Below are 17,169 nucleotides of genomic sequence, written 5' to 3' on the forward strand. Positions count from 1 at the left end.
GCTCTATATTAACGATTGATACTGAGTAGCAAAGCGCCCTTCTGGGAAGCCAGTTCTTTTCTATGAAAGGTCAGGCAGCGCTTTTCGAGTATCTCATCCCACTTTTGCAGGAGTGCAGGATTTGAATTTTTTTGAGCATTTGTCAAAAGTAGATCCAGTTGGTGTGCAGCCAGTTGCTTGAGCAGCAGAGGTAATACCGGGAAACGGTCTAACTGTTCCTGTTGAGTATCCGGGCCATTCACAAGGATCAGTAGCTTTGCCTCACGATTCTCAAATACCTGCGCAATCTGTCGCAGTTTTGCCTTGCTTTCATAGTAGAGATATTCGCTCCCCTTGTGATTGACCTCGGTCAATGGCGCGAAAACCAGATCAACCAGGTGATCCAGCCCCTCTTTTTGAAGCAGCTCACCAAACGATTTGCACTCTCGCTTGTCGTGCTCAAAGCAGATGATCCGCTTCGGCAGGTCGTAGCTATCAGAGACTGTTCTTTCTCGTGTAATCAGATGATGGTTTTGGTTTTTATCCTGCTGCTGCTTCAGGATCGCCTTAGCCAACAGCAAGGTGGAGGTGCCACTGCCAAACTCAATAATCAGGTCGTAGTGCTGTTGATTGATCAGCTCGGTCAGTTGCAAAGCGAGATCTGCCTGCATGTCGTCCCCATTGAGCTGTAGCGGCACACCATCCTGCACGAGATATTTCTGCACGCTGACAAATGCCTCGAGCTGCTGTGTGCTGTTTTTGGCAGTACGCGTAACATGCTGTCCCAGTGCATTGGTATATTGCTGCATCTGCTCGCTCTGAGCATTGAATAGCTCCTGAAGCTTGGTCTCAAGATGATTCAACTGGCTACCGGTTGCGGTTTGTGCCTGTAATGATTGCTGCGCCATCTCCAGCGACTGCTGAGTCAATACCAGCTTCTGCTCTGATTCTGCTAACTTCGCAGTGAGTTCGTTTATCCTGAGCTCGCCTTTCTCTGCCTGCTCCTTCCGTGTTATGAACCAGGTACGATTATTATCCAAATTTTCACGGGTTATGCTCAACTGTGCAATAAGAGATTCGTTAGCAGCAATAAGTTCAGATTTTTCGGCCTCGAGTTGTTCATTGGTTTGCCTGATGCTGGCTAGCTCTTTCTGGGCTTCTGCTAATGATGCATGTATCTGCGCAACAGCTTTTTCACTCTCTGCTAACTGTTGATTTGACAACTTCAGATGCTCATCTGATTTGCTCAACTGCCTGCTCAGAGACTGCTTGGACAGTTCCAGATCCGTTTTTTCTACCTTGAGTTTTTCGTTGGCTTGTTTGATGCTACTTAGGCTTTTTTGAGCCTCTGCCAATGACTGTTGTGTTACTGCCAGTGTTTTTTCAGTATTGGCTGCAGCCTCTGCCTGTTCTTGGACCTTCTGTAGCAGTTTCGTATTTTCCAGTACCAGCGGGTGGCGGTAAAACTGATAGCAAGGCCTTTCCAGGTCCATGCTCGTATCTGTACCTGTAAAGTCATATCCTTGGCCTTCTATCCAGGTCAGCGTTTCACTTACGTCAGCTTCCTGCTGGTAAAGGCTCTGCGCGTTGGTGTACACCCAAAGTTGTTCAAACTGATCAAGAACTCCGGCTTCGGCCAGCCGCCTGATCAACTGACCCTCCTGCCCCGGCAGATCTACCACCAGAATGTTTTGAGTAGTAGTCAAAGATAAGCGGTTGATCAGCTCGCTGATATCTTCAGCCTCTGTCTCGATCTGATCTATCTGCCGAATACCTGGGTAATATTCCAGCAAGGCATCGGGCTCAAAGGTGCTGTTGGCATCGCTGAGGCTGAAGCGATTGAATATAACCTGCCTCTTGGCTTCAGCCACTACCTGATGGATGAGTTCTACCTGAGGGTTACTGCCGTAAGCATCCTTAAGGTACTCAACAATATCCTTGTTGCCCTCAACAAGAATGATCCTCTCGGGATTGATCTGCTGATAAGCCGCAAACTCAGTACAACGGCCCGCACCCAGATGAATAAGTGTGTCAATTCTGATGCTATGTTTGTGATACGGGGAGGGAGAATCCATGAGTTGTTCTCGAATTACTTTTGAAGCAGGTATTTCAGCGTAGGCTGGTAGACTATCATTCATTCAAATGTAAACCCGCCTTTTGGTTAGAGGGTTGGCAATATCGTGCAGCGAAAACATTACATTGAAACTTCGTTAAAGCCATGTGAAGACTTTTGATTGAATGCAAAAGTTCTGGTTTGCAGTGGCAATAGAGCTTGTCTCAATGCACTTGTTTCGTCTTTTAGATGCCACCGTTTGCTGGGTGAGTAACGCCCACTTAACTGATTAGGCTCGTTACCGAAAAGTTTAAGATGATATTTTTCTGTGAGCCGTTGTAGTCGCTTTGCGGTTTTGGTCTTACACACAGGGTACTGACTCAGCATCTCCAATACACAAAGCACACGCCTGAACTCATGATCATTTAATCGCACAGCTAAAACTTCAAGCACTGTGTCGGAAGGTTCTGATTCTTGAAACCATAGTTGTTGAGCCAGCTTGATAACGTCTTCTGGCATATACTGCAATGGTTGCCTGGCTACCCCAACCAACAGTTCCATAACCTTCATATCATTCATAGCGAATACCATATTTATGGTTCAATGGCTGCTTTGATAAGACAGCACCTCTTGTAAGTTCAATCTGACCGAAACGCCCAAGCTTCGAGATCGCAACATCCACTGGGCTAGCAAGATAGACCTCAATTCGGGGGTTTGCAGTTTGCAGAGTCAAACGAACTTTTCGATCAGTATAGTCTTCATGCAGTGGGCCAAGGGAGGTATTGAAGTTGGTATCGAGCTCCAGGCTTTTGGAAATCCCGTCATCGTCAATATAATAAAAGCCTTCCTCACCGACGAGAGTTGCAACAATATCCTCTTTTCTGGCCTGATCACAAGCCAGTATTTCGGCATCTATATCTGCACTACCTCGAGCCTCAGTGTAGACATGAACTGCACAGCCACCAAACACAAGGATCTCACATCGCTTTACGTCATTTTCAGGAAAGTACTCCGAAAGTGCATCAAAGAACTCTACTATTGCACAGCCCAGGCTTGATCTTGGTTCAATGACTTTCTGCATTCACCACCTTCCGAAGGTATTCAGACTAATAAACTCACCTGCTCAAATTGTAGCCAACAGACACGCTACCGCCCGATCGCGGTACTTTAAAAAGCAACAACCTCGGAGATATCCTTATAACATATTGTATTTGTGCCATTTTTTTATTTTTCACTTAACAGACTGGGCAAGTGGCACTCTTTACCCAGTCTTAATTTATCGGCCTACGCAATCAGTCGCGATGGTCTTTTATGATCAACACCAGCATGTGTGCAATCAGAGCGAAAAATAGAGTAATAATGGTAAACACGGTGATGTTGTATATCCGCCGCGGCTCCACCGGATACTCCGGAAAGGTGGGGCTTTGCAGCACTGAAACCTGTTTGAGCTTTCGAGCAGCTTCTATGCGGGTATTTTCCAATGCCATCAGGGCGGCTGAGTAGCTTTCCATGGCAAACTTCATGCGTAGTTCCAGTGCCTGATACTCCGAGCTCAGTGTGTTGAGCGCACCACCGGATGATTGCGCCATACGCGCCCTTTCACGCCTGATCTGCTCATTGACGGCTTGTATCTCACTGTCTACACGCAGTATTTCCGGGGAGCGAAGGCTTTGATAACTCAGTAGCGCTGTTCGGCGTGCACTCAAGGTCGCCAGCTGCGATTCCAGCCCGGCCACTACGGCACTGATACTTTCGACAGCGCCCTGAGGTGACACAAGCCCACTCTCGTTCTGGTAATCGATGAGCACAACGATCGCTTCATCCAGGTTCTCTTTTAATTGATTAACCTGAGCCTCAAGAAAACGCACCTGCTCCTCGGCAAGGCGTTTACCCATGATATTCATATGGGCCTCACCCTGCGACAGCATCAGATCGGTGATCGCCTGCGCCATATTCGGGTCAAACGCTTCTACACGTATTCGCAACACCTGTGCATACTCATCCAGATCGACACTGACGCGCTTAAGAAAATATTTGTGGAGTTCCTCTGTTGGCACATCCGCCGAACTCAGTCGAGATAGGTAGTCGACTTTTGAATCAGCAAAGTGGGTCCGAATATCCAGCCCCAGTTGCAGGCGATTGAGCATATCGACAGACATCAGGTGATCACGCAGCAACAGCATATCGCTGCGCCCCGGCCCACCGCCCGACAGAATGGATTGGAAGTTCAGAGAGGCAGCGCCCAGTTGCGGGCTTTCGAGCACCACGTTGGCTTCTGATACGTAGCGGTCACTGGCTATCAAGCTCCAGTAGATGCTGGCGCCGGCAATGGCGATCAGACAGAACAGAAGATATGGATACTTCTTGAGTAGTCCAGCAGCCTTTGCCTTTTTAATGGCCGTGCCGGGTATAGCGTTTTGAATAGTTGATGTCATTTTAATCTATCTTTCATATCTGCCTGTTCGTGATAGGCATCGATTGCATCGTTGACGTTGTCGAACCAGAAAGCCCGGCCTTGATGAAGCCAGACCCCTGCCTGACAAAGGTCCTTCAGTATCCCTTCACTGTGCGACACTATGACCAGGCTGGACTCGCCCACTCTGTCGCGAAATGCCTGCTCTGCTTTTTTTCTGAAGGATCTGTCGCCGACCGCTGTGGCCTCATCAGACAGATACACATCAAAATTGAACGCCAGCGAAAGGCCAAACTTCAGCCTTGCTTTCATACCGGATGAGTAGGTATTAACTGGTTGTTCGAACGCCTTGCCTATCTCGGCAAAATCCTGCACAAAATCCATGATCTCCTGCATGCGATCATTGCCATGAATACGGGCAACAAATTTCACATTCTGCCTGCCGGTCATGGAGCCTTGAAACCCACCCGACAGCCCGATGGGCCAGGACACACTGCAGTTGCGCTCAATACTGCCGCGCGTTGGCGCATCCATTCCTGCGATCAACTGGAGCAGCGTTGACTTGCCCGCTCCATTGGCACCAATCAGCCCCACATTGACATGCCTGGGGATGTTCAGGTTGATATCCTGCAGCACCCAGTCATTGGCGATATGATGATGGTAACGCTTCCAGAGTGAGTTGACTTTGATCATGCTTCTTTCAGCCTCATCTCAAATCGGATATGCAACATCAACCCCAACGCCATCATGGTCAGCGTCCAGTACCACATATACATGAGATCTATCTCGGGGAGGGTGACGTAACGCTCGAAAAAGCTCATCCGCAGCGTCTCTACCCCATGCACGATGGGATTCATCAGAATATAGGGATGCAGGAACGTCGGCAGCATGGTAATGGGGATGATCACGCCCGACAGCAGCAGCAGGGGAATGGCCATGATCCGTGCGACCGTTCCTATCTCGGGGACCAGTCCTGACGCAACTGACAGGAGCAACCCGATACCCAGACCGAACATCCAGAGTGATAACCAGACAAACATCGCCTCGAGCGGTAGATCCGGCAGCAGCTTAAGATCCAGCAGCACCCCAGCGGCAATAAACAGCAGGAAGATAAAGGATTTGAGCGTGCTCTCAAGAAAGCAGCGCACCAGCACTGCGTCGACGGGTTTCACCTGACGATAGGAAAAGAGCGTTTTGTTGGCATCCACGGCACCAATGGATCGCGTCATATTTTCGCGAAACAGGAAGAACCCCAGAAGTCCGACAATCAGCCAGGGAACAAACTCAGCGTTGTACAGCATGTTCGAACGCCCGAGCACGATGGTTCGAATAAGCAGCATGAGTGAAATCATGGCGATAGGTTCTGCAAGCATCCAGAACCATGCCATGCGGTCTTTCATGGTGCGCGCAACTATTTCGCGCATAAACATGGCATGCCATACAGCACAGGTGACCTGCCAGGAGGAGCGGGTTTTCAAGCGTTAACTCCAAAAAAACAACACGTGGGCGCTTCTGACAGCACCCACGTGATTTATGCCACTGGCTGAATCAGATATCCAGAACCACTTTTGCGGCAATCGCAATGTGGTAAAGAATCTGACTGACGGTTGATGCCAGTTGCAGGTTTTTGGTTGGAATCTTCGGCAACACCAGAATCTCGTCACCAGCTCTTAACTTGACATCTGATGCACTGCGAACTTCGCCGTTCTGCCGCACAACCAACACAAGGTTCTTATCGGCATGCTGCGAGAATCCACCGGCGCTGCTGATGTAATCCTGCGCACTCATGCCTGGGGTAAAGACTACCGACTGGGGAACCAGCACCTCGCCACTGATCAGCAATGAATCACTGTATTCGGGCAGGGTGATAACATCACCATCCTGCAGGCGGATATCGGTGATGCGGTCATTGCTGGACACCACCAGACGGCCAGTCGGCTCAACCTGAGAAGCTTTGTCTACAAAGCGTGCGATAAGTTCAGCTTCGCGCACGCGGATTTCTGCTTCCTGTGAGGTGGCAGATGATGCCCCCAGGTAGGTTGCTTCAAGACGCTTCAGACTATCATCCAGTGATTGACGCTGACGCTCAGCCACACTGAGACGGCGCAGAGAAACACTGTGCACATCTGTCAGGCTCTGAGGAACCGGTATGGCAGACAACAGCTCCAGCAGGCGCGCATCTTTTGGCAAGGCATAACGTGATGGACCATAGAAGCTGCCTTCGAGTTGAACAACGATAGTTTCATCACGCTGATCAGCACTGAAGAGGATCTCATCTCCGCTGGAGATTTTCTGGTTGGGGAACTCATTAATCGAGAAGTAGGCTGAAACAGGCCCCTGAGATCTTGCACCGCGCAACAGGACATGAGAGACGTCTGAACGCAGACGTGCCAGTTCCAGCAAGGCTGCACCGGTCATCTCATTTGGCAGCAACTCATAACGATAATCGCGCTGAACATCACCTGTCACGATAACGGCAGGGCCACGCTCCTCCACGACGATGGTGTCGCCATCCTGAAACTGCGGACGCGCCATTTCGCCTTTGATCAGGAAGTCGTAAAGGTCGGTACGTGCAATTTCACGATTGCCTCTGAGTACTTTGATCTGACGGTAGCTACCCAACTGGTCATCTATTCCGCCAGCCTGGTCGAGGAAATACAGCAGTGAATCACTGGGGGTGCCTGCATAGCGCCCTGGGTTGACAACATAACCCGTCACAAAAACGGCGACAGGCTGCACGCCCTGCAGGTTGGTGTAAACAGAAACGTTTTCTGGATAGACAGACTGTACACCCTGCCTGACGCGATCATTCAGCTGGCTATTGCTCAAGCCTTGAACCTGGATGGGACCAATGGATGGGATAAAGATATTCCCTTGCGCATCAACCGGCAGCAATCGTTCAATCTCGACAGCGCCCCAGGTTCTTAAGGTGACCTGATCACCCGGTACGATACGGTAACCGGGATTCAGACCATCCGCACGGTTACCACTGAACCCACCATTGAACAGATGCACGCCGAACGGACGGACGGGCTCTGGTGGTATCTGTGGGTAACGCTGCTGTGAGCCGTAGCTACCGCTGCGCCAGTCTGTTCTGTGCTGTTCCAGCTCTGTATCGGGGATGGCCTGAGCTCGCTGATCCGCCGAGAGTATGCCATCTGAGCTGAGTGCGGTGTTAGCCTGCGATGACAGGGAGAATGACACAGCCAATAGCAACAGTAATAATGAAACCGATTTACGCAACATAACAAATTCCTTTAGCCTGAGTAGCGTTTTCACTATCAATTTCCAGCGCTCGTTGAGGCAGTTTCAGTGATCAATCTCACTTCTAACCAACGACCCGCTGCATGCTCGCATGCCAGATGGCGGCTGACTACGCCAGATGTTCTGAGAACACTGAACTCACGGCATGTCTGGCCGGTGGCTGCGAAGTAAGGCGCATCCAGTCTCAGCTCAACTTGATCACCCCAGGGGCTGGGCGTCACCTGAAAAATCTGGCTGATGCTGGCCTCGGTCAACAACTTGCCAATCTCGTTCGGTAGAGATGGCTGCGTGACGCTCGGTGCCTGGTAATCAGCATGTGATTTGGAAAAAGGCAGGCTATTCTGCATTGAGCTGCAGCCACCGACCAGTGCCAATACGCTACCGATGAGCAAAGCTCGCGTAAATTTTCGTTGCATTTTTATGTTATCTCCTGAGTTTCATTGCCACATGACGTGCCCACGCGGCCTGCAGCACTATTTTGCATAGTAGCAACTTGCATTCCAGTGCACCAGTTTAAAATCACTGTTCAAATTCAAACAGGCATCTATCTAATCTTCAGTTGCTTGATCGAGTTAAGCGCCTGCTCCAGTTGTTCTTCTGTATGTTCACCACTGATGAAAAAACGCAACCGGGCGCTTTTTTCTGCAATAGCCGGGTAGAGTATTGGCTGAACATTTATCCCATTTTCAAACAATTCTGCCGTCATACGACCGGCCTTAAGTGAGCTTCCAGTGATCAGCGGCACAACAGCATATCCATTGGCTGCCCCGATATTGAACCCCATACTCTTCAGCTTTTGCATGAAATACATTGAGTTTCGATGCAGTCGATGCACCCGATCAGGCTCTCTTTCCATCACTTCAAGCGCAGCGAGTGAAGCAGCAGCCTGAGGGGCCGGCATGCCAACACTGTATAAAAAACCGGGCGCAAAATGACGCAGCATTTCAATCAGTATTCGGTTCCCGGCAATATACCCCCCACAGCTGGCCAGACTCTTGCTGAGCGTGCCCATCCAGATATCGACATCGGATGACTCAAGCGAAAAGTGCTCACGTATTCCCAGCCCTGTCTTACCCAGCACGCCAAATGAGTGAGCTTCATCGACCATTAACCAGGCGTGATAACGCTTTTTCAAACTGATCAGTTTTGGCAGATCCGGAATATCGCCATCCATACTGAACAGCCCTTCTGTCACAATCAGAACCCGTTCGTATCGATCACGCTGTTCGGAGAGAATACTCTCCAGCGCGTCTGTATCATTGTGTTTGAAGGAGATACGGCGCGCGCCCGACAGCTCAGCCCCCACCAGAGTACTGTTGTGGATGAACTCGTCATGCAGCACAAGATCCTTCGGGCCTAGAAGATAACCAAGCGTAGACACATTGGTGGCATGGCCACTGACAAACACTAACGCATCTTCACACTGATATGCCCTGGCCAGCTCAGCTTCAAGCATCTGATGCAATGGCCTTTCGCCAGACACCATGCGGCTGGCAGACACTGAGGTACCATAGGTATCAATGGCGGCCTTCGCAGCTCTATTCACCTCCGGATGGCCAGACAGACCAAGATAGTTATAGCTGGAAAAATTCAGATATGTCTTGCCACCTATCTGCGCTGTCGCACCCGAGCTACCCTCGTGCACCCGAAAGAAGGGATCCGGAACCCCCAGCAACGCCGACCCTTCGCGAATAAGGCGGATCTGTTTATGGCCAGGATGGCTCGCAAAATCCGTATAAGCTGAGAGGTCCTTCATACCGCGCGAAAAGAGCCCTGCGGTCGTTGGTTTCTCTGCCACTTTAAGCTTACGCTTGAGTGATTGCTCAATAAGCTTCTGCTTGAGTAGTTCTGTCGCGCCGGTTTTCTTCATTCAGCCCTTATGCTCCAATGCGACTGACTGCTTTTCAGCCAGTTTGTCCTTGATCTCATCTGTCACGCCGTGCTGCTGAGCAAGTTGTACAGCAACATTTTCCATATCACCGCCCTCATCTGAGGACTGCCCTTCTTCTCCATTCAGCTGACTGGTGAGGCGTTCTGCCAGACGGGTCAACGTCGGTGCCTCACTCAGCGCCATGACAGATAACTGAACACCAAATCGGTTTTCTATCGCCGTCATGAGCTCAACACCCATCAATGAATCAAACCCCATATCATAGACGGATCGATTCACATCCAGTTTCTCTTCAGAAATCAGCAAAATTTTGCTGAGCTCACTGGCCAGGATCTGGGTCACGGTTTTGATCTGCTCTTCGGGCGATTGTGTTTCCAGCAGCGCCAGCAGTTCTGCCTGAGCGTTTTCGCCGCCATCTGACTCATCTGCACGCGCAGCAATCTCGTGGAATTTAGCTGCATCCGAGTTGGGCAGAAAACGAGCCATGGCTGGCCATTCAAGCTCCATTACACCCATCAGCGGTATCTGCCGAAGGAGCAGATGCTCAAGCTGCTGCATCGCCTGATCAGATCTGAGCGAACGCCCACCCATTCGCCCTTCCAGGGCCTCTTTTATCTTCTGATTTCTGGCCAGATAACCAACATCATCAATCGCACCCCAACGCACACAGGTAGCAGCCAGCCCCTGACGATGGCGGGACATTGCCAGCGCCTCAAGCCAATGGTTGGCTGCCACATAATTACCTTGCCCCGGATTGCCGAACAAGGTGGTGGCGGAAGAGAAGAGCACAAACAGTTCCAGCTCAGCACCAACGAGCTGATGCAGATTCTGCGCCCCTGATATTTTCACCGCCAGAACCTGACGAATCTGTTCAGCACTCAGGTGCCTTGCCAACCCATCCTCAAAAACGGTTGCTGCATGAACAACCCCTTTCAGCGGCGGCATAGTACCGGACAGCTGACTGAGCAAGGCGGCAAGTGCATCACGGTCGGTGACATCACAGGCACAAGCGTGCACGGCAACGCCCTGTGACTCGAACTGAGCTATGGCCGCCTGCGCTTCCTCGGTGACGGGTCCACTGCGACTGATCAGTACAAGATGCCTTGCGCCTTTTTCCACTAACCACTGAGCAGTCCGCAAACCGAATCCATTCAGCCCCCCGGTTACCAGATGGGTACTGTCTGGACTTATCTGGAATGCCTGAGTGTCGAAATCCCGTTTTACACTCTCTGGATGATACGCCTGCGGTGCCTGTGGATAGGTTATGACGACCTTACCTATCTGCTTGGCCTGCTGCATGTACCGATACGCTTCAATGACATGGTCGGCATGGAACTGGGTATAGGGCAGCGGATGCAAATCGCCCGCCTCAAACATCCCCATCATTTCACCATACAACCGTTGAGTCAGCTCTGGACGCAGTTTCATAAGCTGATCGGAATCGATCCCGAAATAACTGATATTGTTCCGGAAAGGACGTAAACCGATTGCTGTGTTTTCGTAGAAGTCACGTTTACCGAGCTCCAGAAAACGACCAAACGGTTTGAGTACGCGTAAGTTCTGATTGATTGCTTCACCCGCCAGGGAGTTGAGGACGATATCCACCCCTTGCCCATCGGGTGTAGATGCCAGTATCTCTTCAGCAAATGTCAGCGAGCGTGAATCAAAAACCCTGTCCTCACCCAGCAGTGTCAGAAAATCACGCTTGGACTGAGAACCGACCGTGGCGTAGATTTCGGCGCCGAGCAGGCGCGCAATCTGAATCGCAGCCAGCCCTACACCACCGGCAGCACCATGAATCAGTACGCGCTCGCCTGGCTCCAGTCTTGCAAGATGTTTAAGCGCATAATAGACGGTAAAAAAGGTGGTCGGGATGGTGGCAGCACCAGCAAAATCAATGCCCTTAGGTATCAGGGTCAGATTATCGGCCGAGACACACATCCGCGTGGTAAAGCTGGCCGGCCCAAAGCCAACCACCTGATCGCCTTTAACAAACTGTGTGATGTGGGCTCCAACCTGGGTCACCACACCAGCAAACTCAAGGCCCATAGTCGGTCCGGAAAAACCGTTTTCTATCGCCTCATCAGACAACAACCCCAATGCATACATCACATCACGGAAGTTGAGGCCCGTCGCCTTCACGTCGATCTGTACTTCGTCGGCAGCAGGCAATGGCAGAGTTTTCTGATACCAGTGCAGATTTCTCAACTGACCTGGCAGGTCAAATCCCAACGTCAGAGTTGTCTGTGACGACTTGCCCTGCTCTATAGAATCCTCACAGACGGTTTCTTCCTGATTGCGAAGCCGCGGTGCAGCACAACTGCCATCATTGCTGATAAAGAGTTCATCTTCATGGAGCTCATTAATCGCCTCAACCAGCGAGGATAAGGCTCGACTATCATCAGCCGCTGGTAAGTCGACCAGACGAACAGGTACCTGTGGGTATTCATTCATCAAGGTTCGAACAAATCCCCACACAGCAGCATCTGACGCCACTGGTTCAGGATCAGCATTGGGCGCTGCGTTCTGATAATCGTACATCGCGACGACGCCACGCGTGAGGATGATCGCCTGCGGCTGAGACTGATATCGCTCAGATTCACCGACCAGTGCTGTTGCCAGCCGACAACGGCGTGTCTGCGCGTCTATCACCGGATTGGTGTCTTCCAGTCCGCTGATCAATACCACCCTGGTGGGTGGCACATCCGCTGAAGGGATCAAGTCATGCAGTTTATGGGCATCTTCAGCCGTAATATCGGTTGTATCACAAACGCTGACACGAATACCCTTTGCCTCCAGCGCCTGTGTCAGGCAATGCGTAAGATGTAACTGAGCATCCGCCTGATCGGTGAAGAGGCACCAATGCTCCGGTGTCACACTATCTGCTGCCTCACCCTCTTCAGGCAATGATTGCGGAGCAACAGCAGAGATCAAGACAGCTCCACGCTCGTTATCGCTCAGAGGCACTGCCTCCACCACCTGATAACCCAGCTCTTTGAGCATTGCCTGCCACTGCTCAGGGGTGGCCTGCTGTGATTGGCTGGCATCGATCCACCAATCATCATTGGCACCAAAAACCTGATCAAGCCAGTAGGTGGGCTGGTGCACAAGCATGATGATCTGGGCATCCGGTCTGAGCTGAGGGCGCAGCATACGCAGCACGGTTTGCGCCTGCGACAAGGCCATAAAATCCAGATGTATAACAACCTGGTCCAGCAGGGGTATGGCAGAGCCAGTATGGCACTTTATTTTCAGCGCTTCTGTATCGATATGACCCAGTTGCATCAGTGGATAGTCGTGCAAATGCTGACTCAACTCTGCCAATGTATCTGCACTGGTTGAAAGACAGGTGTAGTCACTGACTGAAAAATCCAGTTTGCGGCAGATGCCATCTGTTGCCAGAGGAAGTCCGGCTGAAATTTCAGCCACACTCAGGCGTTGACCGGGCTGAAGGGATTCCTGAATTTTTTCCATACGAGCAGCCAACGCACAGGTCAGCACCGACAGCAGTTGCTCGCCCAGTGAGTTTTTTAATGCCTGCGCATATTGTTGCCTGCCGGGAACCGGATGATCATCCGTCATGTGCTGTCGTAACAACGCTGGCAGATGTAGCCCTGCCCGCCCAACCATGTGCGTCAGCGATACATGAGCAGGATAATCCTGCACCAGCAGGTTCCAGATCACAGCGGGATCGGTTTCGGGTTGCATCAACAACCGCGGCGGGTGCTCATCACTCACCCAGCCCTCTGCATGAGCCTGGGCAAGCAACACCTGTGACAGCAGATTGACTGGCAGCTCTTGTAACACCCCATCATCCACTGCAAGCTCTGAAAGCGCTTTAAGCACAAAGGCTTCAGACAGAGCATCCAGCAGCGGCTCCACTTCACCGATATAGGTCTCGAACGCTTCCTGGCTGCTCAGCAACTGAGAAAGCTCGTGCAGCCAAGCGGATGATTCCGGCAATTGAGGGGCCTGCTGAGTCGGCAATGACACAGGCACCAGTGAATAATTAAGGTGGCTGATCGATTGCTCATGTGTTTTGCGCAAGGCAACTGCCCGCAAACGAACACCGTCCATAACAGCCATTGCCTGACCATCTGCTGCAAAAAGTTCAACTTTTGCCAACAGCGAGTGCGGAGAATGTTTGAGAAGGGTGACTCTGGTCATGGTCGGAGCAATGCCTGAGCAGGCTGTTCTCAACTGCAGTGACGCAATCTGAGTGGGAACAAAGACGATTCCGCTTTGTTGTTGCAGTTGCTCTTTCAAGAGCTGAATCAGAAGCTGAAAAGCGCTGTCCAGTATCCCGGGATGCAAGATCAGTGCAGGTACGTCTGCTGCTATTTCGGGTGTAATATCGAACACACCGATCACGCTGCGCTGATCAACCCAGCCATGGCTGATCGCCTGAAAAGCAGGTCCGTAATCCAGGCCTATCTCGGATGCGATTGCATGATGTTCTGAACGGGTGAAGTCTGGCTGACGAACAGGCAGCACTGGTGCTGTGACGTTCAACTCACTACCAACGGTTTCGCTCAGCGCACGAGCACGCAGATGCAGATTCCACTCGTCAGAACGCTGCTTATCGCAGCTATAAACGTGGATAGATCCGGTCTGGCTGTCCATCTGAATCTGCATTGACTTGCTGTTTTTGTCATCCAGCAATAGCGGAGAGAGAATCTCAAGATCCTCCATGGCTATCACCTCAGGCGCACGCAGATGTACGACTGCAGCCAGTGCCAACTCTGTGAATCCGGTACCGGGGAAAACGACGCCCCCTCCCACTTTATGATCAGCCAGCCAGGGATATCGCTGTGTATCCAGTTCACTTTGCCAGGTAGGCTGCCGCTGCTTGGTTCTGTAGCCCAGCAGAGGGTGTACGTAATGCCGACTCAGTGTGCCTATTGCTTCTGTTGTTACAGGATGCCAATAGGACTCATGCTGCCATACATATCCGGGCAAGCTGACACTTTGCCCACTGACCGGAAACCAGTGTGAATAATCCTTTACGGCGCCACTCAGCACAAACTGAGCGATCGACTGATTGATAGCACTGATATGGTCTTGCTGACGCGCGACTGTCGGGATAACAGCGCCCGATTGATCTGCTTCGCGAAGCGCTTCATGCAGGTAGCTGCTGAGTACAGGGTGACCACCTATCTCAATGAAGGTGTTGTTACCCTGCTCCAGCAGTTGATTAACAGCAGACTGGAACTGCACTGGCTGTCGAATATTGTCCCACCAGTACTCGGCACCGAGATTTTCGCCGTGAAGCACACTGCCCGTGACTGTAGAAATAAAGGGCACCAGCGTGCTCACAGGCACTATGGCACTGAGATCCTCCCTGACCCCGTGTTCTATCGGATCCATCTTGCTACTATGGAACGCGTAGTCCAGATCCAGACGCTTGAGTCGCACACCCTGTAGCTTCAGTTCAGATTCAAGCGCTGTCAAAAGATCCGCATCGCCAGCCAGAGTGACCCCGCGATGGCTATTGATACCGGCAAGGCTGATCTGCCTGTATTCTGATTGCTCCAGCCAGTGCATTATCTCATCTACTGGCAATGCTACTGCTGTCATCTGACCCTGACCGGCCGTTTTGCCCTGATGATAGCTACGGTAGAAGATCACCTTGACGGCTTGTTCCAGACTCAGTGCACCAGAAGCCCAGGCTGCAGCTACTTCACCCACGCTGTGTCCGATTACCGATACTGGCTGCACACCCTGCGAGCGTAACAGTTCTGTAATACCTACTTGTAATGCAAACAGGGCGGGCTGTGCTATTTCTGTACGTTCGAAGCGACCCGCTCCATTTTCACCTTGAATCTCTTTTACCAGTGAAAAACCAGCGTGCTGCTGGAAAATCTGATCGACAGAAACTACCGCCCGGCGGAAAATTTCAGACTGCTCCAGCAGTGTCCGCCCCATTGTTTCCCACTGACACCCATTACCTGAGTAGACAAAGATGGGCCCTTGGGCAGACTCGACTTTATCGCCACGATAAACCTGCCCTGCCTCACCCTTCTCAACAAATTCCTGCAACTGTTCGCGACAGCTCTGCTTGCTGTCTGAAAAGATAAGAAGGCCATGCGGGTGATGTTCACGACGGAACATGGTCGACCAGGCGATGTTGTAAAGCTCATCTTCGCTGTTGGCCAGAAAATCCGATAAGGCTAGCACCTGCGCCTTCAACGCCTCTGGTGAGCGAGCCGTTATCCTGATCGGAAGCTTTGCGCCCGCCAGCCTATCTGGCTGACAGGTCTGGCATGGCGCATTTTGTGTGACCGTTTCCGGAGGAGACTGCAGAATGACATGCGCATTTGCTCCACCAAACCCGAAGGAGTTAACCCCTATGGTCAGGACGCCGGATTCAGACAAGGGTTGCGTGTCTGTCACAACCCGGATATTCCAGTCATCAAACAGGATATTGGGGTTTGGCGTTTTCATGCTGATGGTTGCTGGAATCGTACGATTCCGGATACTGAGTAGTGCCTTGGCAAGCCCCGCGACACCTGATGCCGTTTCCAGATGTCCCAGATTACTTTTAATGGAGCCAATAGGTAGCGGCTTTGAACGCTTTTGCGCCAGTGCAAGACCTATCGCACGCGTCTCAATTGGATCACCGACCGGGGTGCCCGTACCGTGAGCCTCAAGATAGGTGATGTCGTCAGCACTGATGCCTGCTTTGGCATAAACCTGCTCCATCAACGCGACCTGTGCATCGGCATTCGGGATCGTCAGCCCTGATTTGCTGCCATCAGCATTAGCAGCGGAGCCGGCAACAATTGCAAGGATCGGATCGCCATCGGCTAACGCCTGTTCGTAGCATTTGAGTAGAAAGACTCCACCACCCTCTGAACGGACATATCCATCGCCATCGGCATCAAACACCTGACAGCGGCCTGTCGGTGACAGCATGGTGGCTTTGGAAAACATCAAAAAGCCGATCGGATGAGCATGCAGACTGATGCCCCCTGTCAGGGCCGTTGAGATCTCGCCACTTTGAATTGCCCGGCAGGCCTGATGGAATGCAATCATGGATGAGGAGCAAGCGGTATCCATGGCCATGCTTGGTCCGTGAAGATCAAACATGAAGGATATTCTGTTTGCCGCTATGCTGGGCGAGGTACCCGTTGCCGTATTGGCATCGATTGCGCTGAAGTCATCAGAATAGCGATACCCGTAATCACCACTGGCAATTCCGATATAGACGCCACAACGGCTGCCACGGAGTTGCGATGGAGGCATATTGGCAGATTCGATTGCTTCCCAGCTCATTTCCAACAACATCCGTTGCTGAGGGTCCATATGTGTCAGTTCACGGGGGGACAGGCCAAAAAAGCCAGCATCAAACCCGGAAATATCACCAAGACTGCCTGCCGCAAAGCTGTAACTGGTACCGGCGTGACGCTTGTCGGGATGCAACAGAGTTTCTTTGGCCCAGCGATCATCCGCCACTTCTGTAACCAGATCCCTTTTATCCAGTAGATCCTGCCAGAATCTGGCTTGTGATGTACCGGGAAACCTGAATGAATAACCGATAATTGCTACAGTTTTATCCATGAATAACCA

General features: G+C 51.4%; 10 protein-coding genes. All 10 read right to left on the reverse strand.

All coding sequences use genetic code 11. The annotated features are described in order from the left end of the window. Positions 1–8 precede the first annotated feature (8 nt). Positions 9–2,054 (reverse strand): hypothetical protein, encoded by a 2,046-nt coding sequence (locus ACK3CJ_RS16690; RefSeq protein WP_409523344.1) that lies wholly within the window; start codon positions 2,052–2,054, stop codon positions 9–11. Positions 2,055–2,173: 119 nt separating this feature from the next. Beyond that, positions 2,174–2,611: a hypothetical protein gene (locus ACK3CJ_RS16695; RefSeq protein WP_409523345.1), complete on the reverse strand. Its 438-nt coding sequence runs from the start codon at positions 2,609–2,611 to the stop codon at positions 2,174–2,176. Continuing rightward, complete coding sequence (locus ACK3CJ_RS16700) at positions 2,604–3,113, reverse strand: DUF6036 family nucleotidyltransferase (RefSeq protein WP_409523346.1); 510 nt, start codon at positions 3,111–3,113, stop codon at positions 2,604–2,606. Before ACK3CJ_RS16700 ends, ACK3CJ_RS16695 begins: the two co-directional genes overlap by 8 nt. Positions 3,114–3,324: 211 nt before the next feature. Next, entirely contained in the window at positions 3,325–4,467 is a 1,143-nt protein-coding gene (locus ACK3CJ_RS16705) for a chain-length determining protein (protein WP_409523347.1), read from the reverse strand. After that, positions 4,464–5,138 carry an ABC transporter ATP-binding protein gene (locus ACK3CJ_RS16710; RefSeq protein WP_409523348.1) on the reverse strand — a complete coding sequence of 225 codons (675 nt, stop codon included), beginning with the start codon at positions 5,136–5,138 and terminating at the stop codon, positions 4,464–4,466. Before ACK3CJ_RS16710 ends, ACK3CJ_RS16705 begins: the two co-directional genes overlap by 4 nt. Then, a complete protein-coding gene (locus tag ACK3CJ_RS16715) occupies positions 5,135–5,923 on the reverse strand; it encodes an ABC transporter permease (protein ID WP_409523349.1) in 789 nt (262 codons plus the stop codon). Before ACK3CJ_RS16715 ends, ACK3CJ_RS16710 begins: the two co-directional genes overlap by 4 nt. 70 nt (positions 5,924–5,993) lie before the next feature. Beyond that, positions 5,994–7,691, reverse strand: coding sequence for a polysaccharide biosynthesis/export family protein (locus tag ACK3CJ_RS16720; RefSeq protein WP_409523350.1), 1,698 nt, complete (start codon positions 7,689–7,691; stop codon positions 5,994–5,996). Positions 7,692–7,726: 35 nt separating this feature from the next. Next, positions 7,727–8,125, reverse strand: coding sequence for a DVU3141 family protein (locus tag ACK3CJ_RS16725; protein WP_409523351.1), 399 nt, complete (start codon positions 8,123–8,125; stop codon positions 7,727–7,729). Between the two features lie 128 nt (positions 8,126–8,253). Then, the gene (locus ACK3CJ_RS16730; RefSeq protein ID WP_409523352.1) at positions 8,254–9,579 is read right to left on the reverse strand and encodes an aminotransferase class I/II-fold pyridoxal phosphate-dependent enzyme; all 1,326 of its coding nucleotides are present in this window, start codon (positions 9,577–9,579) and stop codon (positions 8,254–8,256) included. After that, a complete protein-coding gene (locus ACK3CJ_RS16735) occupies positions 9,580–17,160 on the reverse strand; it encodes a type I polyketide synthase (protein WP_409523353.1) in 7,581 nt (2,526 codons plus the stop codon). Between the last annotated feature and the right edge of the window lie 9 nt (positions 17,161–17,169).

Origin of the sequence: Nitrincola salilacus (genome assembly GCF_046271865.1) — a bacterium.
In the GTDB taxonomy this organism is placed as follows: domain Bacteria; phylum Pseudomonadota; class Gammaproteobacteria; order Pseudomonadales; family Balneatricaceae; genus Nitrincola; species Nitrincola salilacus.